General features: G+C 57.4%; 22 protein-coding genes and 1 pseudogene. 14 read left to right on the top strand and 9 right to left on the bottom strand.

Annotated elements, in window-relative coordinates; genetic code table 11:
• Positions 1-80 precede the first annotated feature (80 nt).
• On the top strand, positions 81-1,481 hold the full coding sequence (hisS, locus tag GSD1FS_RS05180) for a histidine--tRNA ligase (protein ID WP_343030209.1): 1,401 nt from the start codon (positions 81-83) through the stop codon (positions 1,479-1,481).
• A gap of 65 nt (positions 1,482-1,546) precedes the next feature.
• The gene (gene aspS, locus GSD1FS_RS05175) at positions 1,547-3,349 is read left to right on the top strand and encodes an aspartate--tRNA ligase (protein WP_155588691.1); all 1,803 of its coding nucleotides are present in this window, start codon (positions 1,547-1,549) and stop codon (positions 3,347-3,349) included.
• A 323-nt stretch (positions 3,350-3,672) separates the two neighbouring features.
• Here the strand turns inward: aspS and GSD1FS_RS05170 are convergent, their stop codons facing one another.
• Positions 3,673-6,249: an ATP-dependent Clp protease ATP-binding subunit gene (locus GSD1FS_RS05170; protein ID WP_155588690.1), complete on the bottom strand. Its 2,577-nt coding sequence runs from the start codon at positions 6,247-6,249 to the stop codon at positions 3,673-3,675.
• Positions 6,250-6,495: 246 nt separating this feature from the next.
• On the opposite strand from GSD1FS_RS05170, the gene GSD1FS_RS05165 reads away from it, so the two are divergent.
• Both GSD1FS_RS05165 and GSD1FS_RS05160 read left to right on the top strand, forming a co-directional pair.
• Complete coding sequence (locus GSD1FS_RS05165; protein ID WP_155588689.1) at positions 6,496-7,470, top strand: universal stress protein; 975 nt, start codon at positions 6,496-6,498, stop codon at positions 7,468-7,470.
• A gap of 183 nt (positions 7,471-7,653) precedes the next feature.
• Positions 7,654-8,736 carry a hypothetical protein gene (locus GSD1FS_RS05160; protein WP_155588688.1) on the top strand — a complete coding sequence of 361 codons (1,083 nt, stop codon included), beginning with the start codon at positions 7,654-7,656 and terminating at the stop codon, positions 8,734-8,736.
• Between the two features lie 82 nt (positions 8,737-8,818).
• On the opposite strand, the gene GSD1FS_RS05155 is transcribed toward GSD1FS_RS05160, so the two are convergent.
• From GSD1FS_RS05155 to GSD1FS_RS05135, 5 genes are all read right to left on the bottom strand, one after another.
• A complete protein-coding gene (locus tag GSD1FS_RS05155) occupies positions 8,819-10,078 on the bottom strand; it encodes a DUF3027 domain-containing protein (RefSeq protein WP_155588687.1) in 1,260 nt (419 codons plus the stop codon).
• Between the two features lies 1 nt (position 10,079).
• Positions 10,080-10,469, bottom strand: coding sequence for a cold-shock protein (locus GSD1FS_RS05150; RefSeq protein ID WP_155588686.1), 390 nt, complete (start codon positions 10,467-10,469; stop codon positions 10,080-10,082).
• A gap of 168 nt (positions 10,470-10,637) precedes the next feature.
• Positions 10,638-12,518 carry a sensor histidine kinase gene (locus tag GSD1FS_RS05145; protein WP_343030208.1) on the bottom strand — a complete coding sequence of 627 codons (1,881 nt, stop codon included), beginning with the start codon at positions 12,516-12,518 and terminating at the stop codon, positions 10,638-10,640.
• 21 nt (positions 12,519-12,539) lie between these two features.
• Positions 12,540-13,277: a response regulator transcription factor gene (locus tag GSD1FS_RS05140; RefSeq protein WP_155588685.1), complete on the bottom strand. Its 738-nt coding sequence runs from the start codon at positions 13,275-13,277 to the stop codon at positions 12,540-12,542.
• Between the two features lie 52 nt (positions 13,278-13,329).
• Positions 13,330-14,325, bottom strand: a complete 996-nt coding sequence (locus GSD1FS_RS05135; protein WP_343030207.1) for a hypothetical protein — start codon at positions 14,323-14,325, stop codon at positions 13,330-13,332.
• A 132-nt stretch (positions 14,326-14,457) separates the two neighbouring features.
• Between GSD1FS_RS05135 and GSD1FS_RS05130 the strand changes: the two genes are divergently transcribed.
• Positions 14,458-14,751, top strand: coding sequence for a WXG100 family type VII secretion target (locus GSD1FS_RS05130; RefSeq protein WP_155588683.1), 294 nt, complete (start codon positions 14,458-14,460; stop codon positions 14,749-14,751).
• Between the two features lie 133 nt (positions 14,752-14,884).
• Here GSD1FS_RS05130 and groL read toward each other — a convergent pair whose 3' ends face one another.
• The 3 genes from groL to GSD1FS_RS05115 all read right to left on the bottom strand — a co-directional run bounded on the left by groL (position 14,885) and on the right by GSD1FS_RS05115 (position 17,941).
• Positions 14,885-16,498, bottom strand: a complete 1,614-nt coding sequence (gene groL / locus GSD1FS_RS05125; protein WP_155588682.1) for a chaperonin GroEL — start codon at positions 16,496-16,498, stop codon at positions 14,885-14,887.
• 213 nt (positions 16,499-16,711) lie between these two features.
• Positions 16,712-16,888 (bottom strand): cold-shock protein, encoded by a 177-nt coding sequence (locus GSD1FS_RS05120; RefSeq protein WP_155588681.1) that lies wholly within the window; start codon positions 16,886-16,888, stop codon positions 16,712-16,714.
• 393 nt (positions 16,889-17,281) lie between these two features.
• Positions 17,282-17,941, bottom strand: a complete 660-nt coding sequence (locus tag GSD1FS_RS05115; protein ID WP_155588680.1) for a LytR C-terminal domain-containing protein — start codon at positions 17,939-17,941, stop codon at positions 17,282-17,284.
• A 104-nt stretch (positions 17,942-18,045) separates the two neighbouring features.
• Between GSD1FS_RS05115 and GSD1FS_RS05110 the strand changes: the two genes are divergently transcribed.
• The 9 genes and pseudogenes from GSD1FS_RS05110 (at position 18,046) to GSD1FS_RS05070 (ending at position 25,965) form a co-directional block, all read left to right on the top strand.
• Positions 18,046-18,783 (top strand): uracil-DNA glycosylase, encoded by a 738-nt coding sequence (locus GSD1FS_RS05110; protein WP_155588679.1) that lies wholly within the window; start codon positions 18,046-18,048, stop codon positions 18,781-18,783.
• A gap of 86 nt (positions 18,784-18,869) precedes the next feature.
• The gene (locus tag GSD1FS_RS05105) at positions 18,870-19,934 is read left to right on the top strand and encodes an AAA family ATPase (RefSeq protein ID WP_155588678.1); all 1,065 of its coding nucleotides are present in this window, start codon (positions 18,870-18,872) and stop codon (positions 19,932-19,934) included.
• Entirely contained in the window at positions 19,931-20,887 is a 957-nt protein-coding gene (locus GSD1FS_RS05100) for a DUF58 domain-containing protein (protein ID WP_155588677.1), read from the top strand. Before GSD1FS_RS05105 ends, GSD1FS_RS05100 begins: the two co-directional genes overlap by 4 nt.
• Positions 20,884-21,405 (top strand): hypothetical protein, encoded by a 522-nt coding sequence (locus GSD1FS_RS05095; protein WP_155588676.1) that lies wholly within the window; start codon positions 20,884-20,886, stop codon positions 21,403-21,405. Before GSD1FS_RS05100 ends, GSD1FS_RS05095 begins: the two co-directional genes overlap by 4 nt.
• A pseudogene (locus GSD1FS_RS05090) lies at positions 21,402-22,462 on the top strand (vWA domain-containing protein). Before GSD1FS_RS05095 ends, GSD1FS_RS05090 begins: the two are co-directional and overlap by 4 nt.
• Positions 22,459-23,463 carry a vWA domain-containing protein gene (locus GSD1FS_RS05085; RefSeq protein ID WP_155588734.1) on the top strand — a complete coding sequence of 335 codons (1,005 nt, stop codon included), beginning with the start codon at positions 22,459-22,461 and terminating at the stop codon, positions 23,461-23,463. Before GSD1FS_RS05090 ends, GSD1FS_RS05085 begins: the two are co-directional and overlap by 4 nt.
• Positions 23,460-24,041, top strand: coding sequence for a DUF6466 family protein (locus GSD1FS_RS05080; protein ID WP_155588675.1), 582 nt, complete (start codon positions 23,460-23,462; stop codon positions 24,039-24,041). Before GSD1FS_RS05085 ends, GSD1FS_RS05080 begins: the two co-directional genes overlap by 4 nt.
• Positions 24,042-24,157: 116 nt before the next feature.
• On the top strand, positions 24,158-24,436 hold the full coding sequence (locus tag GSD1FS_RS05075) for a hypothetical protein (RefSeq protein ID WP_155588674.1): 279 nt from the start codon (positions 24,158-24,160) through the stop codon (positions 24,434-24,436).
• A complete protein-coding gene (locus GSD1FS_RS05070) occupies positions 24,433-25,965 on the top strand; it encodes a PGAP1-like alpha/beta domain-containing protein (protein WP_155588673.1) in 1,533 nt (510 codons plus the stop codon). The genes GSD1FS_RS05075 and GSD1FS_RS05070 overlap by 4 nt, the downstream gene beginning before the upstream one ends.
• The last annotated feature ends 27 nt before the right edge of the window (positions 25,966-25,992 follow it).

The following is a 25,992-nucleotide window of genomic DNA, read 5'->3' as shown; positions in this document are numbered from 1 at the left end:
AACACACAGTATTAGTGTAGACAAGACCCACGATAGCTTGTTGCCGTTGTTTTTCCCCGACCCCACTTATTATATGGACTGTGGCAAAAGGTTCATCTATTTCAGGTTTCCCCGAATGGCTCCCCGCTGAACGCGTGGTTGAGCAGCGTGTTATCGACACGCTTCGTGAAGTGTTCGAACTCAATGGTTTCATCGGCATCGAGACTCGTGCCGTGGAGCAGGGTTCCAGTCTGTTGAAGAAAGGCGAGACGAGCAAGGAGATCTATCTGCTCTCTCGTCTGCAGGAGGTCGGTCACGAATCCGACACCCCTGTCGATCAGCGTATCGGCTTGCATTTCGATTTGACGGTTCCGCTGAGCCGTTATGTCGTCGAGCATTCGGGAGCGTTGCCGTTCCCGTTCAAGCGTTGGCAGATCCAGAAGGTCTGGCGTGGCGAGCGCCCGCAGGAGGGTCGCTTCCGTGAATTCGTGCAGGCAGACATCGATGTCGTAGGCGACGGCACGCTGCCGGAGCATTATGAGGTGGAGCTTCCGCTCGTCATGGTCAACGCGTTGGAGCGTCTGCGTGAGTTCGGGCTGCCGAAGGCCACCGTGCATGCGAATAACCGCAAGTTGTCGGAAGGTTTCTACCGTGGTCTCGGTCTGACCGACATCGAAGGTGTGCTGCGTGAGATCGACAAGCTTGATAAGATCGGCGCCGACGAGGTGAGCAAACTGCTCGTCGAAACCTGTGCGGCAACGCCACAGCAGGCTCAGGCATGCTTGGAGCTGGCACAGATCACCGCTTCGAATGGCGCGGAACTGGTCGAGCGGTTCAACGCCCTGTGCGAGATCCATCACATCGATGTGAACGGCACGGCATATGCAATGGCCAAGGAAGGCCTCGACACGTTGACGATGATCATCGACGAAGCGTATAAGATTCGCCCGGGTTCGGTGATCGCCGACCTGAAGATCGCGCGTGGACTCGACTACTACACCGGTTCCGTCTATGAGACGTTCCTCGATGGCGCCGACGATCTTGGTTCCATCTGCTCCGGTGGCCGTTACGACAATCTGGCCACGCAGGGCAACAGGAAGTACCCGGGTGTCGGCCTGTCGATCGGCTTGTCTCGCCTCGTCTCCTACATGCTGCACCGTGCCGGTGCGACGGCGAACCGCATCTCCCCCGCCTGCGTGCTCGTCGCAGTGTGGAACGAGGAGAACCGCGACGATTCCAATGCGATCGCCAACACGTTGCGTTCCCGTGGCATCGCCGCCGACGTTGCGCCGACCGCCGCCAAGCTCGGCAAGCAGATCAAGTATGCCGACAAGCTCGGCATTCCATACGTGTGGTTCCCGAATGAGAATCCCGCGGACGATGGTTCCGATGAAGTGAAGAACATCGTCACCGGAGATCAGCGTCCCGCCGATGCACAGTCTTGGGAACCCGATACTGTGTATGCCCAGCAAAGCGTTACCGTGAATGCTGAGAATCGTTGAAAAATCAGCACTCCACCAGTATTTCGCGTAACAAACACCAATAACAGAATATGAATAGAGGAAGCATGAGCCAGCAGACGGCTTATCGTACACATCACGCCACCGACGTGAATGAGAATCTGGTCGGCGAGCACGTCACGCTCGCAGGATGGGTGGATCGTCGCCGTGACCATGGCGGCGTCGCCTTCATCGATCTGCGTGACAACACCGGTCTGGTGCAGGTGGTCATCAATGACGAAGAGATGGCGCGCCCACTGCGCAGTGAATACGTGATCGAAGTCGAGGGCAAGGTTCGCCTGCGTCCGGAAGGTAACGAGAACGATCACCTCGCCACCGGCAAGGTCGAGGTCGTTGCCGAGAAGATCACCGAACTCGCCAAGTCTGACGCCCTGCCGTTCCAGGTGTCTACCGCGCTGGAGAACGAGTCCGAGAACAAGCTGCCGGGCGAGGACGTTCGCTTGAAGTACCGTTATCTCGATCTGCGCCGCCCTGCGATGCAACGCAACATCAAGTTGCGCTCCGACATGATGCGTGCGGCTCGCACCGAGCTCGACAAGTTGGGCTTCACCGAGGTTGAGACCCCTACGATGATCAAGTCGACGCCTGAGGGCGCGCGTGATTTCGTGGTGCCGGCCCGCTTGGTGCCGGGTTCGTGGTATGCGCTTCCGCAGTCCCCTCAGCTGCTCAAGCAGCTGTTGATGGTCGCTGGTGTGGAGCGTTACTACCAGTTCGCCCGCTGCTACCGCGACGAGGACTTCCGCGCCGACCGTCAGCCTGAGTTCACGCAGCTCGACATGGAGATGAGCTTCGTCGATCAGGAAGATGTGATCGCGATGGCCGAGCAGGTGATCAAGGCCATCTGGAAGGCCGATGGCTATGAGATCGAAACGCCTATCCGCCGCATTCCATGGAAAGAAGCGATGGATAAGTATGGTTCCGACAAGCCGGATCTTCGTTTCGGCAACGAACTGATCGAGCTCACCGACTACTTCAAGAACACTCCGTTCCGTGTGTTCCAGGCTCCATACGTTGGTGCTGTGCTGTTCAAGGGCGGCGCCGCCACTCCGCGCCGTCAGTTCGACGCGTGGCAGGATTGGGCGAAGCAGCGCGGAGCCAAGGGGCTCGCCTACGTGGTGTTCGGCGAGAACGGCGAACTCAAGGGCCCCGTGGCCAAGAACCTCTCCGAAGAGGAGCGCAATGGTTTGAAGGCCGCCGTTGGTGCCGAAGACGGTGACGCCGTGTTCTTCGCCGCAGGTTCCCGTGAATCGTCGCAGCTGCTGCTTGGTGCCGTCCGCGTGGAGCTCGCCAACCGTGCGGGCTTGCTGGATCCGAAGAAGTTCGCGTTCTGCTGGGTTGTGGACTTCCCGCTGTTCAAGCGCACCGATGATCCAGATGACGATGACGTTGCCGTCGGCCACTCCAAGTGGACGTCGATGCATCATCCGTTCACGATGCCGTCGAAGGATTGGATCGACAAGTTCGACGAAGATCCGGAGCATGCGATGAGCGACTCGTACGACATCGTTTGCAATGGCAATGAGATGGGTGGCGGCTCGGTGCGTATTCACCGTGACGACATTCAGGATCGCGTGCTCAAGGTGCTCGGCATCGAGCCTGATGAGGCGAACGACAAGTTCGGCTTCCTGCTTGAGGCGTTCAAGTATGGTGCCCCGCCGCACGCGGGCATCGCTTTGGGCTGGGATCGTACGGTGGCTTTGCTTGCCGGCGCCGATTCCATTCGCGACGTGATCGCATTCCCGAAGGCCGGTGGCGGTCGCGATCCGCTGACCGGAGCCCCTGCTCCGATCTCCGAAGAGCAGCGCGCCGAAACCGGCGTCGACTACGATCCGGAAGAAGACGAGGATTGATGTTCACGCCCACATGGGTGTGAACTTCATAGATGCATATGAATAATGGGTGGTTGCGCAGTGTATGCGCAACCACCCATTATTTGTCGCGGTAAGGTTCGCGACTTTCGACAACGTTGTCGTCATCGAAGCCACCCCGTCAAGAGTCCTTCCCTGCTCTTGACGTGCAGACCCTCCCGATACCTGATCTTAGACAGAATTCTTCAGGGCGGTGAATAATCTCGTATTTCTTTCACTATTTACGCAAATAGTGGCGGGGCACATACGTGGTATGTGCCCCGCCACTATATGAGGTCAGTTACATGACCGCTTCTGGATGCCGCTTATTCCGCGGTTTCCGAAGCCGCCCCATCACCTGACGCTCCTACGGTCGCCGGCTCTTCGACGATGTCTTTGGAGGCATCTTCCTCACCGGCTGCCGGCAACTCGAACGGCTCCCCCTTGAAGGTGAACTCTCCGAGAATGCCATCGCCTTCGGCATCGACCGTCACGCGCTCGTTGTCGTTGAGCTCGCCCATCAGAATCTTTTCTGAGATGGTGTCTTCGATGTCACGCTGAATCACACGACGCAGAGGGCGTGCACCCAGCAGCGGATCGAAGCCCTTCTCAGCGAGCAGATCCTTCGCCTTGTCGGTCAGATCAAGCTCCATGTGACGCTCGAACAGACGATCGTTGAGCTTGCTGATGTCGAGGTCGACGATCTGGCGCACCTGAGGCTCCGTGAGCTGACGGAACACGATGATGTCGTCGAGGCGGTTCAGGAACTCCGGGCGGAACTGCTGCTTCAGTTCGCTCGACACCTGATCCTTCATGCGCTGATAGCTCGACTCGTTGTTGCTGCCCATCGTGAAGCCGGTGTTCGCGGCTTTGGCGATGTCTCGCGTACCGAGATTCGTGGTCAGAATGATGATCGTGTTCTTGAAATCGACCTTGCGTCCCTGGCCATCAGTCAGATGACCGTCGTCAAGCACCTGTAGCAGCGTATTGAAGATGTCGGGATGCGCCTTTTCGATTTCGTCGAACAGCACGACGGAGAACGGCTTGCGGCGCACCTTCTCGGTGAGCTCGCCACCCTCCTCATAGCCAACGTACCCCGGAGGCGCTCCGAAGAGTCGCGAAGCGGCGTACTTCTCGGAGAACTCCGACATGTCGACGCGAATCAACGCATCTTCGTCATCGAACAGGAACTGAGCCAATGCCTTCGCAAGCTCGGTCTTGCCGACGCCGGTCGGGCCAGCGAAGATGAACGAGCCGGCAGGACGCTTCGGGTCTTTGAGACCGACACGCGTGCGGCGAATCGAACGAGACAACGCCGAAACAGCTTCGTCTTGACCGATGATGCGCTTGTGCAGTTCCTCTTCCATCGACATGAGCTTCTTGGATTCGGCCTGCGTGAGCTTGAACACCGGAATGCCGGTGCTCTGCGAGATGACCTCAGCGATCACATCTTCATCAACGACCATGCGCACATCGGACTCGCCTTCACGCCAGGACTTTTCCTTTTCCTTGCGTTCGGCCTCGAGCTTCTCCTGCTTGTCGCGCAGCTCAGCAGCCTTTTCGAACTGCTGGTCTTTGATCGTCTGATCCTTCTCCTTGGCGATGCGCGCGATGCGGTTGTCGAGCTCCTTGAGCTCCGGCGGAGCGGTGAGACGCTTGATGCGCAAGCGAGCACCAGCCTCGTCGATCAGGTCGATCGCCTTGTCTGGCAGATTGCGATCTTGAATGTAGCGTGCCGAAAGCTCGGCCGCAGCCTGCAAAGCACCATCGGTGATGGTCACATGGTGGTGGTTCTCGTAACGGGCGCGTAACCCCTTGAGAATCTCGATCGTTTCGGCGATCGACGGCTCCGACACCTGGATCGGCTGGAAACGACGTTCCAGAGCCGCATCCTTTTCGATGTACTTGCGGTACTCGTCGGTCGTGGTGGCGCCAATCGTCTGGAGCTCGCCACGGGCCAGCATCGGCTTCAACATGTCGGAGGCGCCAAGAGCGCCATCAGCCGAACCAGCGCCGACGATCGTGTGGATCTCATCGATGAACAGCACGATGTCGCCACGCGTCTTGATCTCCTTGAGCACCTTCTTCAGACGCTCTTCGAAATCGCCACGGTAGCGGGAACCGGCCACCATCGAACCCAAGTCAAGTGAATAGACCTGCTTGTCTTTCAACGTCTCCGGAACGTCTCCGGCGACGATTTTCTGTGCCAGGCCTTCGACGACGGCCGTCTTGCCGACGCCAGGCTCGCCGATCAGAACCGGATTGTTCTTCGTGCGGCGAGACAACACCACCATGACGCGTTCGATTTCGGCGCTACGGCCGATAACCGGATCGAGTTTGCCTTCCTTGGCCTCGGCGGTCAGATTGCGACCGAACTGGTCGAGAATGGCCGAGCCGCTCTGGTTTCGCTTGTCTTGCACCGAGCCGGCATTGGCCATGTCGCCCTTGTCGCCTTCGCCCGTGCCGGAGTTGCCACGGATCATGTCGATCGTGGTGCTACGCAGATCAGACAAATCGACGTCCATCTTGATGAGCACCTGGGTGCCCACGCCTTCGCCTTCACGAATCAGGCCCAGCAGAATGTGCTCGGTACCGATGTAGCTGTGACCGAGCTGCAACGCTTCACGAAGCGAGAGCTCCAGCACTTGCTTGGCGTGTGGGGTGAATGGAATATGGCCGGTTGGAGCCGCGGTTCCTTTGCCGATCATTTCCTCGACCTGCTTGCGCGTGTCTTCCAGCGTCACGCCTTTGGCTTCAAGCGCCTTGGCTGCTACGCCGTCTCCCTCACGGATCAGTCCAAGCAGAAGATGCTCGGTGCCGATGTAGTTGTGCTGGAGGGCACGAGCCTCTTCCTGCGCGAGCACGATGACGCGACGCGCACGGTCGGTAAACCGTTCGAACATGCTTGTCCTTCCATTTCTTTACGAATTCCAACTTTCTCTACAAGAATGCGCCGGCGTTTATTTCCGTTTCTCGCACAATTCTTCGGATCGACGAAGCGCATTCGCTCTCGGCGCGACCATCTTGCTCTCATCGAACACTCATGGGCGACTCGATCGGCATGACAGCTCCATGGCATTCCACTATGCTTGGCAATAGAGTATTTGACCGGCAAGGCCGCAAGGTCTGGCATCACAAAAGGAGTTCTTATGGCCGCTGCTGACACATTCAATCCGCAAGGCGATCTTGTGGTCGGTGTAGACGGTTCGCGCGAGTCATTCAACGCGTTGCGTTGGGCGTTACGAGAGGCCGCGTTGTCTGGGCAAACGGTGAATGCCGTGTATGGATGGTCATATTCATGGGACATGGGTCCGGAACCGACCACCGATGAGGAGCTCGCCACGTTGCGCACCCAGATAGCGGAACGACTGCGTGACTGGGTGAAGCAGGCTTCGCAGGGCATCGACATCAGCTCCGATCATATTCGGCTGACGTCGTTCCGCGCATCGGGCACCTCCGCGCTGCTTGAGATCGGCAGCAATGCGCAGCAGATCATCGTCGGACGTCGCGCGTTGAACCGTGTGGCACGCTGGTTCTCCGGTTCGCTGTCTTCATCGCTGGCTGAGGAATCGCAGATTCCCGTCACGATCATTCGCAGTGGAGAAGATGAAGATCTGTCGGTGCAAGATGAGATTGCCAACGCGCTGACTCCGGGCGAGCAGGAGGTTCACTTCGAAACGCCGCAGTCAGATACGCCGCGTGTGCGCCGTCCGATCGTCGTAGGAGTGGACGGCTCCCCCACATCGCAGCGCGCCCTCGAGTTCGCCGCATGGCTTGCACAGCTCAACAATGCGCCGTTGCATGTGATGTTCTGCTGGCAGTTGAAGGATCTGCGTGATATTCCCGGCTATGAGACGAGTGTTCCGCCGATCGACGTTGCGCAGAAGTATGCGAATAAAGTCGTCGACGATCTCATCGCCGCAACGCCGATGCCCGAAGGGCTCGAAGTGCAGGCGAACGTGTTCCACATCAGTGCTGGGAAAGGTCTCGTCAGCGCGTCCCGATATTGCCGTCACATCGTCGTCGGCTCTCGCGGTCTGACCGGAATCGACGCGCATTTCCTCGGCTCCGTTTCCAAGCAACTGCTCAATCTGGCGGAGTGCAATCTCACCATCGTCCACTGAGTCTGCGGCACATTGTCACGGGTGCGAATCGTGCGTTCGCACCCGTTTTATATTTCTCTTTATATTTCTCCAATATCGCGTTTCACCGTAAGCAACACCATTGTGCACTCGTTCAGGTTACGTTTAAGTTGTATTTGTACAGTATGCGATGAGTATGGCAATCGATAGTGATGGCGAGTGAATATGCGAACGACTCCGAAAGATCCGTCGAATGATGAGTTTGACGACGACGAAAAGAACAAGCTGAGCGAAGAACAAACTGAAACCAACGAATCAGAACGCACAGATCACGACGACGCGGTTGAGCAGCCGGAAACTGCGGATCGAGAGCTTTCGCAGATTCCGCAGGATCTCGAGAACACCAATAAGATGCGCGCGGTAGATGATTCACTACCGTCTTTTCCTCCCGAAGAATCCGCAGCCGACGTCTCTCAGAAACATGGAAAGACGCAGACTTCAAGTACAACCGCTTCCACTGTTCCCGGTAAACCCGCCTCGTCTGCAAAGAGCACGCAGAAGCGTTCGACGCAGCTCATCATCATTATCGTCGCAGTACTTGCACTCATGCTGGCTGGCGTGTACCTGTATGCCAGCGGCACGATATCTGGCACGCCGCGAGCTCAATATATGAGCGACTGCAAAGCAAACGTCGCCACTGCGAACTCCACGAGAAAGCTGCTCACCACCGCGGTCAACGATGCCAAGAGCTATCAGAGCGAACATGTGTCTGACATGTCTGACGAACAGTTGAGGAACCTGACTTCGGCGCTCAACCAAGCAGAGCAGCAGCCTGCGGTCCCCTCATGCCAGTTGTTTGCAGACAATGCGACGCTGCAAACCAACGCCGCAAACGCGAAACAACTGACAAGCAATGCTACGACGCTGACGAAAACGCTGCTGCTGGCGACGAATTCGCAATCCACGCAAGACGACGACGAACAGAGTGCAAGTGACGGTGAGCAGAGCACGCAGCAGCAATCCGAAGCGACGCCTTCACCGACTGCGACAAGTACCACTGATACTTCTGGCACCTCCAGCAATAACACGGACTCCGATTCGTCATCACAATCCACGGATACGAAGAAATCCACAGCATCCACGCCGAGCAGCAAGTCAACGGATTCGAATACGCCGAAAGACGATTCGTCAGACTCTCCAGATTCTTCTTCGGGAGAGGATTCCTCAAAGACGGATTCGAAGCAATCATCTGACGCTAATGCTAATAAGACATCGAAGAACGGTAGTGGCAGCAGCAGCACAGAATGATGAAGGGGGGCGTCACGCAACTTGTTGATATGCGTGACGCCCCTTTTCTACAAACTCTTATAGAACCCCAGGGAGTGTGAGCTCACTGTTCAGTAGCTGAGTCTGCCATATGCTCCTGAGAGACTTCTGTTTCATCGGATGTCGAAGTATTCTCCTCTTCCGCAGTGTTTTCAGTACTTTCATCTTCCGCAGCAGGATTTTCAGATTTTGTAGTGCTCTCAGATTCTTCAGTGAGCACTGCTTCACTCGTCGCGATCGAATCGATCTGCTCAGGCGATTGTGCTCCCTCGGGTTCGTGGGACTCAACGGCATCGTCTGCAGTAGCCTGCGCGGATTCCTGTTCCGCCGATTCCGAATGCTCCGTTTGCTTCATCGTGTCAGATTGCTCTGTGGCATCAGCCTGATCCGCGGCAGTGGCATCGTCCGGCACCTCAAGATCGTTGTCGATGCTCGCATCGTCAAGATTTTCGAGCAGTTCGACGTCTTTGCGGTCATCGCGCCCATGCTGGGCCACGACGTCGATGTGCAGATCGTCATAGGCGGGCTTCGTCTGTATCCACAGACGAGACGGCTCGGGCTGCTGGATCTCGGAGTGTTCACCGCAACCGTGGTCAACCGACACGACCTTGCCGTCGTCCGGGCTCCAACGGTTCGCGCACACGCCGAACATCGTTTTCAGGCTTCCCTGCAGCGGAATGAAGAAGCCGCAGGTGGAGCACAAATGCCCGTCAGCCGTTTTCGTCGACAACGATTTCGGGCCACGTGGTCCTTCGTACCAACGCTGTGCGGTCTGCTCCTGACCGAGCGGCGACAGCACATGGCGTCGCGACAGGTCGAGCTCCTCGACGGCTTCCACAACGTCATCGACAGCCGTCTGCGCAGCCTCAATCCCCTGTTCGCCCTGGCCTTCCTCGGCCTCGGCCGCTGCTGCGGCAGTCCTTTCGGCGTTGGTCTCCTCCGTAGCGGAAACGGCTTCGTCAACGCTGATTCCCGCTTCGAGGCGTTCGTCATCTTCGGGCGTGCCGATGGAATCGGTGACGGAGAGGTCGCTGGGTAGCAGGCGATCCTTCCACGGCACCCATTTCGGCGGGAGCAAGGCCTGATCAGTCGGAGCCAAAGTGGATTCGTCGATCGTCCAATGGTCGAGTTCCTCGTCATGATACAACGTGACGGACCACTGCCACCCCTCATACCCTTTCATCAGAGCTTCGAATCTGAAATCGGTAACGCCGTCATCAGTTGTGACACTGGTGACGTAGTCGCCCACCTCATCCGGGGCATGAGCCGTGTCAATAGCTACCGCTCGAGCGAGAGCGATCGGATCGAATTCACTTGTTGCCATATCAGTCCTGTACGTCGAAATCATCGGCCACAGCGCGTAGCAATGTGGCAAGTTTGCGGCTTTCAGCCTGCGACGGGTAATGGTGCCGACGCAAGCCGTTTCCTGCGGAATCCAACAGTTTGATGAGGTCTTCCACAATCGCCGCCATGTCATCGGGCTTCGGTCGCGTCGCCTTCACCAACGACGGTGCCGACGCGACTAGGGTCAATCCCATGGCGACCGGGCCACGATTTCCCTCAACCACCGAATATTCGACTTTGGCGCCCTTGCGAAGTGTCTTCACTCCGCTGGGAAGGGCGGTCTGCGGCAGGAACACATCCTTGCCGTCGTCTCCTGCAATGAATCCGAAGCCTTTCTTCGTGTCAAACCAACGAATGCGTCCGCTGGGCATGTTCACCTCATATCATCGAAACTGTTTGCGGTCACCCGCACACAACCAAATGCTCATTCTACCGCACGGCAAGCCAAACTAAGCTTACCCTCCGCCGCAATATGCCATTGCAACGGAGGGTAAGCCTTCAAACCGTGTTCACTGTACGCAACTGATGCGGGGAGAAAACTATTCCCTTCCGGTCTCCATCGGCAGAATAATCGTGAACGTCAAACCGTGTTCGGGCGTCTGGCTCGCATAAATGCGACCGTGATGCGCGCTGACGATCGACAGTACGATTGCCAAGCCGAGTCCTGTGCCGCCCTTCTGACGCGCACGCGACGGATCGGCCGTGTAGAACCGTTCGAAGATGCTGTGCAACGATTTCTCCGGAACGCCTGGGCCGTGGTCACGCAAAACAGCCACCGCATACATGTTGTTCAATGTGCGCGAGTTATTTCGGCGTGCTCCCTTGAGCAACGCCTCCATCATGTTGTCATCCTGCGGCAAAGCCGCCAGCTGTTCGGCGCTCACGTTAGATTCGATGGCACCCAAACCGATGTCGACTGGGGAATCCGCCGGCGTGTATCGGTGAATATTGCCGACGATGTTCGTGATCACCTGATGGAGTCGTGTGGCATCACCGTTCAGCGCGATCTTCGGCAACTCCCCCGGCGTCTCTTTCAACTCCGGATGCTTGGTGTTGGCGGCATCGACGCTGAGTTGCATCGTCGTGATCTGCCGTTCCGGGTCGAGCACCTGCAGGTCGTCGATGGAGTCTTGAATCACCTGTGTGAAGTCCACACGCTGATTCATTGCGACGCCACGCCCCTCGTCAAGACGTGCGAGCGAAAGCAAGTCTTCCACCAGAACGGTCATGCGTGAACTCGAGGCCTCGATGTGGGAGATCGCGTCATCGGCGCGTTCCAGTGCGCCCGGCGCGTCGCGTTGCATCTTATAGAGTTCGGCATATCCGTGGATTGCCGCCAACGGCGTTCGCAGCTCATGGCTGGCGTCGGAAACGAATTGCCGCATTTTCTGCGTGGTGGCCTGTTGCTCCCTGAAACTTCGTTCGATCTGCGCAAGCATGCTGTTCAAGGATTTGGCAAGGGAACCGATCTCCGTCGACTCGCCGCTGCTGGGAACGCGCTGGGAGAGATCTCCCGCCGCAATCTTCGCCGCGGTTTTCTCGATGCGTTTGAGCGGGCTCAACGTGCGTTGCACCACAAGAGCTCCGATCGAACCGCCCAGCAGCACCACCGCGATGCTCACCATCACGCAGAATTTCGTCAGCGTGTTGATCACGTCGATCTGATCGCTCAACGATATGCCGATGTAGACGATGCCGAGGTCTTCGACCTTGCCGGAATCCGTTTGCGTCACATTGAATGCGACGACGCGCCACGGGCATTCCGCCTGCTGCAGCGTCGAATGGTCGGGCACACTTGACGCGCTCTTCGTGTCTACCACCGCACTCGTGGTGAACGGCACGCCTATTTCATGGCCGTTGAGCGAACCGTCATCCGGCAACTGCGGACTCGAGATCACGCCGTCTTTGAACACCGGTTGCAGCATGACCGTCGAGGTCTTGGTTTTGGTGTTGTAGATCTTGACGTAGTAACTCGTCAACCCGTTCTGGGTGTTCGCATTGTTTTGCAACGATCTTGTGTTCTTGAACACAAGATCCGCCTGCTCGATCAACTGCTGATCGGCTCGTTCGATCAGATAGCTCGTCACCAGCCATCTGATCGACAGCGTGATCGTGATCGTGCCGATCGAGAGCACGATCACGACGATCGACATCAGCCTGACACTCAACGGCACACGTTCATTGACGGAATCAAAGAAACGGCGTCTATTCGCGAACCATTGCGAGCGCCTGCTCGTATTGCTTTGCGGAGCTGCGTTCTTGCCGCCCTGCCCGTCAGGCTGGTTTTGCCCGGGCTGCGAACCGCTATTCTTGCCCGCCGACTGTTTGGCGTCACGAGTCGCATCATCAGCCGCCTGCGCAAGGGCGGAATCAACGACGCCCGTTTGCGAAAAAGAACCTGAGTCTTGCTTGCCTCTCACGGTTTTCCTCGTTCACTGCACCTAGTTCTGATTCTTTGGGGCACGAATCATGTATCCGATTCCACGCTTCGTCTCGATGAGCGGCTGCACCTTATGCGTCGTACCGTCTTCATCGGTGACGGTGACGTCATCGACTTTCTTGCGCAGATACGAGATGTATGATTCGACGATCGCCGCGTCACCGCCCCAGTCATATTGCCAAACATGGTCGAGAATCTGCGCCTTGGAGAGCACTCGTCCCTCGTTGTCCATCAGGTAGCGCAGCAACTTGTATTCAGTCGGACTCAGATCGATCGACTGGCCGGCTCGCGTCACATCATGGGAGTCTTCGTTGATCTCCAGATCGCCGACGCGAATAATCGGATCGTCTTCCACCTGCTCGCGCGTGCGGCGCAGAATGGCGCGAATCCTCGCCACTACTTCTTCCAAGCTGAACGGCTTGGTGACGTAATCGTCTCCGCCTACGGTCAAACCCATGACCTTGTCTTGCGTATCGTCTCGCGCGGTGAGGAACAGTACGGGCGCGTCAATGCCTTCCTGACGGATGCGGCGGGTCACCGTAAAGCCATCGATGTCAGGGAGCATCACATCAAGCAGGATCATGTCGGGCTTGGTTCGGCTGATCACTTCGATCGCCTCCGAACCGGAGGAAGCGGTCTCCACCTCGTATCCTGCGAAATGCAAGGAAGCCACCAGTAGCTCGCGGATGGATGGCTCATCATCTACAACGACGATTGTTGCTTCAGTTGCTTTACTCATGCCACCATATTCACGCAGCTATCTGAAAGTTTTCTGAATGCTCACTGAGAACTTAATTCGGGCGTTTGAACAGGCCCTTCTTGCGAGCATGCGAGGCATGCCTGCGTCGTGGTGTTGGCGATGGTTCTGGCTTGGTGTCATCACTCTTGGTATCATCGCCATTGTCGTTATCCGCGCCTCCACCGTCGCTGTTTTCATCTTCGTCGGAATTGTCCGCCGATGCATCATCAGTGGTCTGCGTAATAGTGGTTGGGATGTTCGTTTCAGGCGCTTTCTCGTCGGCCTGTGCATGCTCGGCACTTTTCTCGGCTTGCTTTGAATCATTGTCTACTTCGCGCTTGCGACGCACGAAGATCATGACGATGACCACGACTATCAGGGCGACCAATACCACGGCCATGATAATGATGCTCACGATGCTCACTTTTGATGTGGTAGAAGTGCTTTTCGCGCTGCGCACCGCTTCCATCATGTCGATGGCGGATTGAGACCAGTTCGGATCTTGCCCGCTTTTCTGCTCAAGCAGAGGCTTGCTTGCGGCTTCCGACAGTTGGTCGACCGTGCTTTGGCGGCGAAGCCATTCATCGGAGTTCGGTGAGACGACGACCACCAAATTGCCGTCGTGCGAGGCAACGGCCAGCATCACGGTGTTGGCGGCCGGATTGAGGGATTCAAGAAGGTTCGCCGCCCATTTTTCGGGTTGTTCCTTTGTGTTGAACGATTCGAGGTACAGCAATCGTACGGTGACGCCGGTGTCTTGCTTCGTTGTGTTGATGGCGTCGATCACCTTCGTCAGATTGTCTCCGAGCAGATTCTGGGGATCGGTGATGTATTGGCTGCTGTCGAGTTGCGCCTCGGTTTCCTCCTCCTGCGCATCCGTGCTCGACTGGCTCGACTGACTTGTTGATGCGGATGGCGAAGGGCTTTCGTCGGCCAGAGCCTGCAACGGCATCATGCATGCAAGCGCCACCGTCAGCACGAAAGCAAGAACCACGGCGATGATGCGGTTATCCACAGTGTGCCTGTTATGCAGAGTTCCTCCGACCACAAGTCGTGATTGTGCTTTCCATTCGCTTCGCTTTGTCATAGATTCCACATTAGCGGGAGAGCATCACGTTTTCTCGTCATTTAGACATCAATGAACAGATATCCATCCGTTCCACACAGCAAAGGAGCAATAATGTCACAGTTTCAAGTGGATTCCGAACGAATCAGTGCCTCAAGTGCGGCCGTCTGCTCGTCGATCGGCGCCATTCGCGACGCGGTGAATGGCATGTATGCCAATCTCAATGCGTTGCAGGAGGCATGGCGTGGTTCCGCAGCGACGCAGTTCAATGCGGTGGCTGCGCAATGGAGGAATGCCCAGCAACAGATGGAGCAGTCGTTGGAGGCCATGCAACACGCTTTGACGCAGGCTTCGACGTTGTATGCCGACGCAGAAATGCAGGCTTCGAGGTTGTTCACTGCATCATAGGCAGTTCCTGCCCGAATCGGCCATCAAAAAGGAATGTGGTGGGATCCTCACATCAAGGATCCCACCACATTCCGTATGAGAGCTTGTACCGGTGTGACTGGCGTCTAACGCCTATCGATCACACGTCAGAGGCTCAGTAGCCCATGTCTTGGCCTGCAGCCGGAGCCGGGGTCGGCTCAGGCTTGTTAGCCACGACGGCTTCGGTCGTCAGGAACAGGCCGGCGATGGAGGCTGCGTTCTGCAATGCGGAACGAGTCACCTTAACCGGGTCGGTGACGCCTGCGGCCATCAGATCTTCATAGGTGTCGGTTGCAGCGTTGAAGCCTTCGCCCTCAGGCAGCGAACGCACCTTGTCGATCACCACGTCACCGGAAAGTCCAGCGTTGTCGGCGATCTGCTTGATCGGGGCTTCGATGCCGGAGAACACGATCGCGGCACCGGTGGCCTCGTCGCCCTCAAGCTTGAAGTCCTTCTGAACCTTCTCGGCAGCCTGCACCAAAGCGACGCCGCCGCCTGGAACCAGGCCTTCCTCGATGGCAGCCTTGGCGTTGCGCACTGCATCTTCGATGCGGTGCTTGCGTTCCTTGGCCTCAACTTCGGTTGCGGCGCCGACCTTGATCACGGCAACGCCACCGGCGAGCTTTGCGAGGCGTTCCTGCAGCTTCTCGCGATCGTAGTCGGAATCGGTCTTCTCGATTTCGGCGCGAATCTGAGCCACGCGAGCGGCAACGTCTTCCTTGGAGCCGCCACCGGAGACGATCGTCGTCTCGTCCTTGGAGACGATGACCTTCTTGGCGGTGCCAAACACCGACAGGTCGATGGAGTCGAGCTTCAGGCCGAGGTCTTCCGACACAACCTGGCCGCCGGTCAGAATGGCCATATCCTGCAGCATGGCCTTGCGGCGATCGCCGAAGCCCGGAGCCTTGACTGCGCAAGACTTGAACGTGCCACGAATGTTGTTGAGAATGAGCGTCGGCAGTGCTTCGCCGTCGACATCTTCAGCGACGATCAGCAGCGGCTTGCCGGTCTTCATCACGAGTTCTGCGATATGCACCACATCTTGCTGCGAGGAGACCTTGCTCGAGGTGAGCAGGATGTATGGGTCGTCAAGCACAGCGGTCTGATCTTCTGCATTCGTCACGAAATACGGGGAAATATAGCCCTTGTCGAAGCGCATGCCTTCGGTGAAGTCCAGATCGAGGCCGAAGCGGTTGTTGTCTTCAACGGTGACCACGCCGTCCTGACCAACCTTATCGAGAGCCTCTGCGATCTTCTCGCCGACTTCCGGATCGCCTGCCGAGATCGTTGCCGTGGCAGCGATCTGATCCTTGGTTTCCACAGGCTTTGCGGAAGAAACGAGTTCCTTAACCAGCGCGTCCGAAGCCTTCTCGATGCCGCGGCGCAGCGCGATCGGGTTCGAACCGGCAACGACGTTCCTCAGACCTTCATGAACGAGGGACTGTGCCAGAACGGTTGCGGTGGTGGTGCCGTCGCCTGCGACGTCATCAGTGCGCTTGGCGACTTCCTTGACCAGCTCGGCGCCGATGCGCTCGAACGGATCTTCCAAATCGATTTCCTTGGCGATCGACACGCCATCGTTGGTGATGGTCGGTGCGCCATAGGTCTTGTCGAGCACCACGTTGCGGCCCTTAGGACCGAGCGTCACCTTGACGGTGTCTGCCAGCTTATCCAAGCCGGCGAGCATGCCCTGACGAGCTTCCTCATCGTATTCAATGATCTTTGCCATTGTACCTCCACGCAAATTCATGCTTACCCACTTGAGGTGCACGGCCAGCAGGCGTCAGCTCCAGCTCGCCGATATCTCAAGTGCTACGTGGCAGATTAGCACTCTCGGTGGTCGAGTGCCAACTCCGGCATGACGGTTTTGCGCTATAGGCTAGATGCGGCGAAAACGGGAATAACTCACGAACGCTTTATTTTCACCACTTTCGTGGCCAATTCACCCTTCTCGGTGGTTTTGCTTTCGAACTCGACGGTGTCCACCTTGACGCAGTGCTTTGAACCCTTCTGCTTCGATGGCGGAATAATGGACGAACACGTCCGGACCGCCTTCCTCGGGTTCGATGAACCCATATCCGCGTCCGACGTTGAAAAACTTGACTGTTCCCCTTGGCATAACCCTCGTTTCTTCTCTCGTAAAAACCAATGCGGTAACAGCGACCTGGAGGGAACGCATCGCAAACTTCCCCGATTTTGCGGCTCCATATCACCTTACGGCTCATAATAGTATGTAGTACCCCCCCCCGGCGTTTTCAAGGGTTTCGGATTCTCTTGCGAACCACCACAATGTGCTGATATAGCTGCTTATTCCTCGAGCTGATTCTCGATATCAAATGTTTCAACAGCCTGTTCCCGCTGTTGCACGGCACTGTTTGCGCACAGTGCAGGTTGCCGTATGCAGAAATCTCGCAGTCAACAAGAAAACCTAAGATAATCAACGTAAAGCGAAGGGCCAGTCGATAGTATCGACTGGCCCTTCGCTGCAACAATGAGATGCGTTGATATGCATTCAGCTCATAAGAACGACGGCGACTGGAACCGAGATTCCGGTGGCTTTCACCACGGAGCTGATATTCAATGTCTGCGCGACCTGCTGTGCTGTGGCAAGATCGGCGTCGTTTTGATACCACACGACACTTTGTGCGGGCAACTGCATGTTGTTCGGGTTGCTCGCGGCGACATTCGTGAATCCGGCGCTCTGCAGCCTCTGCGCCTCCTGCGCGGCATAGCCGGTGGTCGACGTGCCGTTGATCACACTGATCGAGGTATTGAGATTGACCGTGGACGTGTCTTGCGTGGATTCGGATGCGCTCGCGGATTGCGACGGACTCGCCGAACTTTCGCTCGGCGTGGACGACGCGCTTTGCGAAGCCGACGTGCTTGCCGACGACGAAGACGATGACGCCGATGCCGAAGTCGACGTGCTTGCTGAAGTGGTGGCCGACGCCGACTGAGACGCGTTCCTCTTGAACAGGTTCGCCGCCTCGCCGGAATACACGCCCCAGAACAGCACGCCAACCAAAGCCGCGATAACAATGACTATGAGATATGGCATGAGTCGCACCGCCCATGAGCGACGTCCGTTGTGCACGCCGACCGGACCGCTCGGCGGATTGTCAAAGGAATCCTTCGGATAGGATTCGTATTTCTGGTCGTCGTTACGCGCCATGCTCATCCCTTCACCAACTAACACCGAATAATCAACTGGCTTTTATAGTACCAAGATGGGGCTAAATCCGGCAGCTTAGACGCTGGGCACGCTACAGTATGGATATGACCCAAGTGCACATCAAACCTTTGGAAGAGCTCATGGACCCGGGTTGGGCGCAGGCTTTGCGACCCGTGGAACCCCAGATCCGTCACATGGGAAGGATTCTGAGGGACCGCATCGAGCATGGCGAGCGCATCGCCCCCGCCAGCAAGAACATTCTGCGAGCCTTCACCATCCCGTTCGATTCGATCAAAGTGCTGATCGTCGGGCAGGATCCATACCCGACTCCCGGGTACGCCGTTGGATTAAGCTTCTCGGTCGCCCCGAACGTCAGGCCGTTGCCGAAAAGCCTCATCAACATCTACAAGGAGCTTGAAGACGATCTGCATATCGCGTCTCCCATCAACGGTGATCTGACCCCGTGGACGCACCGTGGCGTGGAACTGCTCAACAGATGCTTGACCGTGCAGATCGGAAGGCCGAACAGCCATCAGAACCTTGGTTGGGAAGCCGTGACGGATTGTGCGGTCAAGGCGTTGAACGCCAGAACCGACGAGAACGGCAGGCCAAAGCCACTTGTGGCTATTCTCTGGGGGCGTAACGCTCAAACATTGGAACCGTTGTTGACCAATGCGGCGATCATCAAATCACCGCATCCGAGTCCTCTTTCAGCTTCTCGTGGATTTTTCGGCTCGCATCCGTTCTCCAGAGCCAACGCCGCGCTTGAATCGATGGGTGCGCAGCCCATCGACTGGTCATTGCCATCCGTATCGGGTACAGGTGGAGAAAGCGTGAATTGACGCTTTTCATGCGCCTGTGTCACTACTATTGATCAACTGAACATCAAATAACTGCAGTAACCAACCAATCCTAGGTGGTATTTTTCATGACTTTCTTCCCTCCACAACCCACTGCGTCCCCTATCCCCTCCCCTGTGGGTGCCAGCACTTTGCCAGCGCAGCTTTCGAAAGCCGATGCCGCGCGAGCGCAGGAGCTGGTTGGGCGCATCCGTTCACGTTTCGCGCAGACCCTTGTCGGTCAGAGCAATCTTCGCGAATCGTTGATCACCACGATGGTCGCGGGAGGCCATATTCTCATCGAATCCGTTCCGGGCCTCGCTAAGACGACCGCCGCACAGACGCTGGCCACATCCGTTTCAGGTACGTTCAAGCGCGTGCAGTGCACGCCGGATCTGATGCCTTCCGACTTGGTTGGAACGCAGGTGTTCGACTTCTCCACACAACGTTTTTCCACGCAGATCGGCCCGATCCACGCGAACTTCGTGTTGCTCGACGAGATCAACCGCGCAAACGCGAAAACGCAGTCCGCAATGCTTGAAGCGATGGCGGAAGGTGCCACGACGATCGGCGGTCAGCGCATCACATTGCCGAAACCGTTCATGGTGATCGCAACGCAGAATCCCATCGAAGAAGAGGGCACGTTCAATCTTCCGGAAGCGCAGATGGATCGTTTCATGATGAAGGCGGTCATGACGTATCCGAGTGCGCAGGAGGAGCAAGACATGCTGCAGCTGCTGGTGAACAGGGGTTCCGATGCGTTGGATCCGACGAAACTGGCCGCCGATGTCGTGTCCATTCAAGATGTGGATTGGCTGTGCTCCGCGGCGCGGCGCGTGCACGTGTCGGATGCGATCATGCGCTATGCGGTCGCGTTGTCTGACACTTCTCGCGGCGCAGGCCCCAAGCCGATTCAAGGACTTTCTTCGCTCGTCCGCCTCGGCGCCTCTCCTCGCGCCTCGATCGCCTTGATCCGCATCGGGCAGGCCGCGGCGTTGATGGCTGGCCGTGACTATGTGATCCCCGAAGACGTCAAGGGATTTGCCCACGAAGTGTTCCGTCACCGCATTCTGTTGACATTCGAAGCGCTGGCAGATGGCGTGACCAGTGACCAGATCGTAGACCAGATCGTTCAGGTGGTTCCGGTTCCATGAGTTCCTCTCCGACTTCCGCCCACGACTCGGTTCGACGCAAGATCGAGAAAATGGGCACGTCGCTGTCGTTGCCAACGGTGCGTAAAGCTCTGGGCATCCTCGAGGGCGAGCATTCCTCGCAACGCCGCGGCGGTAACGATGATCTGCTTGACATTCGACCATATGAGGTTGGCGACGAGGCTCGTCAGATCGACTGGAAGATCAGCGCGAAGAACGGTCGTGCGATGATCGCCCAACGCGAGCGCCTGTCGAGCGCGCACGTCTATCTGTTGCTTGATGCCGGCATGCAGATGAGCGAGGTGTGCGCTTCCGATGAACGTGCATATCAGATCGCGGCGAATGCTTTGTGCATGTTCGCTGCCTTGAGCTTGCGCCGCAGTGATGACATCTCGCTGGTGTTCGGTGACTCCGATCGCATCACGCGAGTGCCGTTCCATGGCGGGCTCGCCCAGTTTGAGATCACGCTTGACAAAGCGCTTGACCGAGATTGGGATGCGCCGCGCAATATTTCCGCGTTGCTGGACTATGCGTCGGGTTTGCGCGACCGCAATGCCTTGATCGTGCTGGCCACTGATGATCACGCGCTGAACGGCACGCACTTGCCGGCGATCAGGCGCATCGCGCAGACGCATCCTCTGGTGCTCATCGATGTGAAGACGATCAATCCGTTCGACTACCAGCCGATCGCTTCCCGCCCGAAGGCAAAGATCGTCGACGGCATGTCGGGCAGACGTGTTCCCGCGTTCCTTCGCAATGCGGCATCGGCTCAGGAGATCGACACTCATCGAGCATATGCGTTGCAGGCGCTTGAACGTGAACTCACCCGTTGCGGATCGCGCATGATCCATGCCGATTCGAGCGAGGGAATGTTCCACGCTTTCGTACGCCTGCTGTCGGCCGGCCATGTTTCCGAATCGCTCTCGTACCTCAAAGGAATGCCAATACAGCAATGATTCTGGCAATAGACACAACAGATCTTCATCCGCAGGAAGCTTTGCAGATCGCTCAGCCGTTGTGGGTCACGCTTGCCTGCGCACTCGTGCTCGCCGTGGCGCTTGGCGTCGCCTGCATCATGCTTTCCGGCAGAAAACGTGCCAAACAGGTGCAGCATGACGATGAGGAACAGCATGCTCTGCCGAATTCCACGGATGGTTGGATCGCCCGCGTCAACGAGGTGGCCGGCCAATACGATTCCGGCAAACTTTCTCGTGATGATGCGTTCACGGCATTGGCTGCGATAGCCCGCAGCTATGCGTCGCATATGTCGGGCAGGGCACTCGCTTCGAACACGCTTGTCGATCTGCGGCGTCAACCCCGCACAGGGCATGCGCAGAACTGGGATCTGCTACGCCAAACGGTGGCGGCATTGTATCCCCCGGAATTCGCGAACGAAGATCACCCCGCTGCTCGCGATGTGAGCGTGCGGCAAGCTTCCGACTGGGTGATCACATTGATTGAAAGGTGGAAATGATGCTGCGCTGGCAATGGCCCTGGGCCATCTTGATCGCCGCACTGGCGTCGGCCATCTGCATTCTGATCATCGCTTGGGTGTCGAAACGAAGGAACTCGCGCCAAGACCAGGTCACTGTGTATAACATCGAGGATGATCTGCACACCGAGCATGCGCAAGCCGCGCTGAAATTCTGGCGAATCGCGAACCGGGTGGCCGTCGGCATGCTCATGATCGCATTGGTGCTCGCCTGCGTTCTGGTGGGCAGGCCAGCTCACGTAGACGCGCAGGACGAACGTTCATCGAACCGCGATATTGTGCTGTGCCTCGACGTCTCCGGCTCCACGCTCCCCTACGATCATCAGGTGATCACCACGTATCTTGACCTGCTTCAGCATTTCAAGGGCGAACGAATTGGTCTGAGCATCTTCAACTCGTCGTCGCGCACCGTGTTCCCGTTGACCGATGATTATTCGATGGTCACCGAACAGCTGACGAAGGCGAATGAGTTGCTCAAAGGCGTGCAGACGCAAGATGACATCGACAAATGAGTGACTCGCAATACCAGCAGATTGCCGACTGGCTGGAAGGTACGCAGAATCGCAAGAATGCCACATCGCTCATTGGCGACGGATTGGTAGGCTGCGCCGCCATGCTCCCCGGTTTCACCTATTCGAAGGCAGACACGAGTCAGGCACGTAATCGTCAGGCGTCCATTGTGCTTGCCACCGACAACGTGGTGTCGGGCTCTCCCACATATTCGTTGCAACAGGCGCTTGATCTGACCTCTCAGGCCGGCATCACCGTCGACGGACTGTATTCCGGACCGAAGGAGTCGGAGCAGGATGAGGCGACCAAGCAGATGGAGCAGCTGATCGAACAGCATGGCGGCTTGTTCCTCGTGCAATCCGACAGTTCGTCGATCGACGAGCTTGTTCGTGAGATCGATGGCCGCCAGTCGCATGAGGCCGACGAGCAGTCGCAGACGGCGTTGAGTGACGCTCCGGGCTGGTGGACGTTGGCGATTGCCGTGCTGGTGATGGTGTGGCTCGTATTGGCATGGAGGTTGAAGCGATGAATGGCGTGAGCTTCGTTCCCGCTCTGGGCTGGATCGCCGGTTCGGTGATCGCCGTGCTGATGGTTGCGTTCGCGGTTGTCGGCATCGTGCTGCATGTGCGCCGTGGTGCCGATGGCAGTGATGAAACGTTGGGGTCGTGCATTCGGCGTACGGCGATCTGCTTGGTCGTCGCATTGATGGCGCTCACTCCCAGTGTCGTCACGAAAACGACGAGCAGGGTGACCAGTGCAACCGATGTCGTGATCGTTTCCGATATCACCGGTTCGATGGGCGTTGAAGACGCACACTATGGTTCCGAGCAGCAGATCTCCCGACTCGATGCGGCGAAACTTGCCATAACCGACATCGTCAACGCCTACCCGAATTCGAGTTTTGCGGCGTTGAGCACGGGCGCGTCGGCCGCCGTTGACGTTCCGCTCACACCCGACACTGGTGCGGTGCGCAATTGGGCTGACTCGCTGCACACTGAGAATTCATCGAATTCCGCGGGTTCTTCGCTTGACGTGGTGATCGACCCGTTGCTGCGCACACTGAAGTCGATACGTGACGCACACCCCGATGACAGGATCGTGCTGTATATGGTCACCGATGGGGAGCAGACCGTGTCGAATACTCGACGCACGTTCTCGTCGTTGCGTCACTACATCAACGATGCGTGCGTGATAGGCGTCGGCTCCACCACAGGAGGCAAGGTTCCTTCATCTACTGCCGGGCAGTGGGTGATCGACCCATCCACCGGCCAGCCGGGTGTCTCGATCATGGATGAGGGGCAGATCAAGGCGCTCGCCGATGAGCTCGGCGGTACTGCTCTCATCACGTCGTCGACGAGCACTGTTGCGAATGCGCAGATCACGAAGCAGGCGCAGCAATGGCGCGAAAGCGACACGCAGAAGGAACGCACACGAGTCAACCCAGTTGTCTGGCCGCTGGCGATTCTTCTCGTTGTGCTGCTCGCTTGGGAAGCAGGTGCATGGGTGGCGATGTCAAGGAGGCTGCTATGAGCAAGCGCACACGATCTGAACAGACGTCGACTCCGGCGCAAACGCGCAAACGCGCACCATTGGCAGTGCGCATCATCATCGGCGTGCTTGCCGTTCTCTCACTCGCCGTCGCAGTTCTCGCGGGCATCAATATCGCGGCGCAACGTCAGTATGATGCCGCTACCCAAGCATTGCAGGAGAATATTGCGAAGGCAAGCAAGGATGACGCAGACTTCAAGAAGTTGCTGAGTTCGCAACGCTCCGTGAACGAGCAGTTCGCGAAGGTGAGCGCGCAGTCGCATATTCTGCTGCCGCAGATCAATGAGGCCGTGGATCATAACGCGCAGGTATCGTCTCAGTTGACGTCGAAGTTGCAAGATCAGATCGATAGCACGCAAGCGCAACAGAACAGTGACGATACCACCGAGCAGCAGCCGAAATCGTTGTCGTCGCTCAGCGACGAGCAACGTCAGCAGGTCGAGGATATGCTCAAAAGCAACGAGGAGCTTGGCAAAGACCAAGAGTCCTCGTCTGCCAATGATCAGAATAATTCGACCGACACGAAGCAGCAGTCATCTTCGTCGGTTAAACCTTGGTAGTCAAGCCTGCTTGGTGGTTGTGGTTTGTTGACGCAGTTACTTGATTAACTGCGTCAACAAACCACAATCACGCGTTCCGCTGGATTTTCCCGCTGCACTACGTTGCAATGGGAATCATGAATACTACATATGGTTTCTCGAATGCCGCACAGTGCATATGCGTGAGGAATGCACGCGAATGCGCTGGATCGTTGTCCCCACTCACCCGAACGACGCACACCGTGCTCGATCAGCTTCGCCAGGCTGGTGCGCTTACCGTCACCGGGTGGGCCGGCACTGCGGCGCAATTGTTTCATGACCGGCTCTCAGAGCTATCAACTGATTCCGTGGCATGCGCGGACTGCGTGAATACCGTGTCGACGACACTTGCAGCCAGTGAGGTGATGTCACCATGACGAAGATGGTGAAAAGCTCACTGTATGGCGGTGCCTCATATTCAACTGCCACCATTGAAGAAGTGCAACGAATCTGCACGTATCTCACTGACTGTGCGTCATCTTTGCGGGCACAGGCGACCAGCTGGCTCAACTCGGTTATGCGTATTGTCACGCTGTCGAACTCCACGACGAGCTGGTGTGCGAAAACGGCTGGCTCAGTCGGCGGTCTGGGTGTTTCCGGCTCAGGCTTGGGGCCCAATCAGCAGATGCATTGCTCATTGGATTATTCGGCTCTTCGCGCGAGCTGCGAACATGCGGGAGCACAGTTGAACAATGCGGCGCAACGTTGCCAAACGCTCTGTGACATGCTCTCCCGCGCCTATAGCATCTATGCGGATGCTGAGATTCGTAGCCGTCAGGTGACGAATGAAGCAGTGCAACTGGCGACCAGACTCGCACCCATGACCGTTGCCAAACTGACGTTCGCGCAGGCTCTTGGCGGTTGGGTGTATGGCATCGTCACCGAAGGTAATTTCGGAGCGGCCCATGCGTTGAATGCGATCTCCTGGCAGCAGGAGGGTCTGATGCGCGGCGTGGGCTCATTGGTTGCTCCGAGCTCCGACGCGCTCGGCGGCGCTTCCGTCGCACAGGGCGCAAGCGTCGTCGGCTCATTGGGGGCTGGCGTGATGAACCTCGTGCAGGGCAACCAAGTGTCGGTTCAGCGTGTGGAACCGGCCGCTGCAACCGTCACCGCCGCGCATGGGACCGCGGATGCCATAGCGAATCTTCGTGCTCTTTCGGGGGCGAACGCCAATGCCGGCGACTATGCCACGATCGCCATCTCGCAATACGTCGATGCCGATGGCCAACGTTCATGGCTGGTGACGATTCCCGGCACTGATGGGCATGGTGATTCTCCACTGGGTTGGGAGCAGAACGTCGAACTCATGAGTTCGCAGAGTGTGCAACGACGCAATGCCGACAGTGCCCGCATGGTCGTGGAGGCCATGAGGCAAGCGGGTGTTGGGGCTGAAGACAACGTTGCGGTGATAGGTCATTCACAAGGCGGGATCGTCGCGGCGACATTGGCGAGTGATTATGCCGACGAGTTTCGTTTCGAACACATCGTGACGGCCGGCTCCCCCATTGCCAATCACCCGATCGGCGAGAACACATGGGTGACGAGCGTTGAAATGGAAGATGAACTGGTAGCGGCATTGGATGGCGACGTGAATCCACGCAATGAGCAGTGGCTCACCATTCGCGCCCAAGTGGTCAATGTGCCGTCTGATGATTCTGCGGATGTATCGTCGATGACCTGTGTGGACGATGCTCATCAGGGCAAATACGAATTAACGCATGACCTCGCCTACCATCAGGCGGCCTACGAGAACGCTGCGCAACTAGGCTCGCCCGCACTACAGGCGCACGACGAGCACTTCCAATCGGCGATTCGCGGCGACTATGCCGGCACCACGTATTGGCAGGGTCGCATGAGCCATGCCTGGCAAGACGGATCCACGACGAATGGCGATGCAACGCCGTAGCGTCAGGGCTTGCGGTTGAACAATGTG

Source organism: Bifidobacterium canis (genome assembly GCF_009727065.1).
GTDB lineage: Bacteria > Actinomycetota > Actinomycetes > Actinomycetales > Bifidobacteriaceae > Bifidobacterium > Bifidobacterium canis.
Note: the sequence above shows the minus strand (reverse complement) of the source record. Positions and strands in the feature narration are given on the sequence as shown.